Consider the following 2,211-nt stretch of genomic DNA (forward strand, 5'->3'; position numbering starts at 1 on the left):
GAAAAGGGCCCTGTCAAACTCAAAGCGCATCTTAAAGTAATTACCGCTTAAAATCAACAGGGTGATCCCACTGGCGATCAGATTGGAAATCAGGATGTAATTCACTTCAAAATCAGGACGATATAAGGCTTCCCAAACGCCTCCCGACCCACCTGCAGCCAATTTTGGGAGCAGGAGTAAAAAGAACAGGTTAAACCCCAGGTTTACACAGATGTTTGCAATTTTGACTATTGCATAGACCGCAGGTTGCTCAGTAGCTCTTAGGCGGGCGAAGGGAATGATCACCAGGGCGTCCAGGCACAGGATGCCTATAAAGTACCTCATATACCTCGGATCGATATTCAAGAGGCCGGAGAGGGGCTCCCAAAACAGCAGAAAAATTATCAGAAACAATAAAGTGGAGGCTCCTATAGAAATAAGTGAGGTGGCATGTACCCGCTCTTTGTCCGGTTCTCGCGAGTAAAAGCGAAAAAAGGCGGTTTCCATCCCGTAGGCCAGGAGGACGTTGAAAATGGCAAACCAAACAAAAACCAGGGAAACCTCACCGTAGAGTTCCGGTGGCATCACCGCAGAATACAGGGGAAGCAACAGAAAGGAGAGCATCCTGGGCAGCACCGTGGCAAGGCCATAAATGAATGTCTGCTTGAAGAGTTTCCTGAAAAGCTTCAACTAGGAGGGCGTTAGATCTTTATCTAAATTAGGCATTTAGAAATAGCCTGCAAAGTTAGTTCTTTGTCCTTCCGGGGGAAATCCGACCCTGTTTCTCAACGACACCACTTATCTTGTAATACCGCTTTTCTGAAGCCTTCCCCTCGAAATAGGATATCACGGCTTCGTCCGTACCCAGGTCAAAAGGAAAAGCTTTACCCGGAGATAAGGGTTTTGGGGGTTGATTCCCGACCTCCCGGCGCCCATCCGCGTGCATAATCATATCGGATTCTGGCTTGCTTTCAATAAATGTGGCCATTATTGTGAAACCCGTCTCGGTTTCCTGAGATTCTGCCTTCATCACCCTTCCCCTGAAAAAAATTGAATCCAGGGTGATCGCCGAGGGATTTATGGGATTCCAACGAGCCTCAAACCGCATTTGGGTCCCACTTTCCTCCCTTCCACCTACCCAATACTCCACCGTGGGTCGCTCGACCGTAAACGGGGCTTCTGTTTGTATTTTTGGTTGTGAACTACAGCTCATCAGGCCCATAAATGAAAGTAATAGTCCAAAGTAGAAAGAGGTTCTCATAAATCAAAAATTGCTCAGCATTTGTAAAGATACCTTTCCAAAATTGATGCCAAAACCAGAAAATGCCCCTTTATTACCGAAGGGACGGCCCAAAACTCCGAATGCACAACAAAAAAACCCCGGCCTGGGCCGGGGTTTTGTATATCAACCAGGAGGATCTAGTTGTTAAGGGCTTCAGCACCCCCAACAATCTCAAGGATCTCATTGGTAATAGCGGCTTGCCGTGCCTTGTTATAAGTAAGGGTAAGCTGGTCTTTTAATTCTCCGGCGTTATCAGTGGCTTTGTGCATGGCGGTCATCCGCGCTCCGTGCTCCCCCGCGTATGAATCCCGTATCGCCTTAAATAATTGCGTCTTCAGGGATTTAGGGATGAGTTGCTCCACAATTTCCGCTTCAGAGGGTTCAAAGATATAATCCGCCGTACCCTGCTGTTGGGAAGCTTCCTGAGTCGCTTCTATCGGAAGGAATTGCTCCGTGATCACGAGTTGGGTGGCCGCATTCTTAAAGCGGTTGTAAACGAGTAAAATCCGATCGTAACGACCTTCCGTAAAATGCGCCATCAGGTTTTCCGCTATAGGGGCCACCTCATCAAAAGTGAGATTGTCGAATACTTCGTTGTGATTGGAAATAACAGTATGCCGTTTACTGAGTAAATCGTCTGCCTTCTTCCCTATAGTGACAAAATCTACCTGTTTGTTTCCATATTCTCCCTGCAAAAGGGAAACACTCTGTTTAACGATATTCGAGTTAAACGCCCCACATAATCCCCGGTTGGAGCTTACAGAGACGATCAGAACTTTTTCAACCTTCCGAACATCGGCATACGTGCTGGCAGTATCCCCATCGAGATTAGCGCTGAGGTCCCGAAGTAATTCCGATAACTTATCCGAATAGGGGCGCATGGCCGTAATCGCATCCTGAGCTTTCTTCAACTTGGCAGCAGATACCATTTTCATGGCACTGGTAATCTG

General features: G+C 47.3%; 3 protein-coding genes. All 3 read right to left on the reverse strand.

The annotated features are described in order from the left end of the window. A partial coding sequence (locus tag WBV75_RS03290; RefSeq protein ID WP_424119231.1) for a lipopolysaccharide biosynthesis protein occupies positions 1–669 on the reverse strand: 669 nt, incomplete at its 3' end. Between the two features lie 55 nt (positions 670–724). Then, entirely contained in the window at positions 725–1,240 is a 516-nt protein-coding gene (locus WBV75_RS03295) for a hypothetical protein (RefSeq protein ID WP_424119232.1), read from the reverse strand. Between the two features lie 158 nt (positions 1,241–1,398). Further along, positions 1,399–2,211: ATP synthase F1 subunit gamma (atpG, locus tag WBV75_RS03300; protein ID WP_424119233.1), on the reverse strand; the 813-nt coding region annotated here is incomplete at its 5' end.

It is taken from the genome of Robiginitalea sp., from assembly GCF_049588695.1.
Lineage (GTDB): Bacteria > Bacteroidota > Bacteroidia > Flavobacteriales > Flavobacteriaceae > Robiginitalea.

Coding starts and splice junctions, on each gene's coding strand:
- WBV75_RS03295 (WP_424119232.1), bottom strand. CDS start 1,240: ATGAGAACCTCTTTCTACTTTGGACTATTACTTTCATTTATGGGCCTG.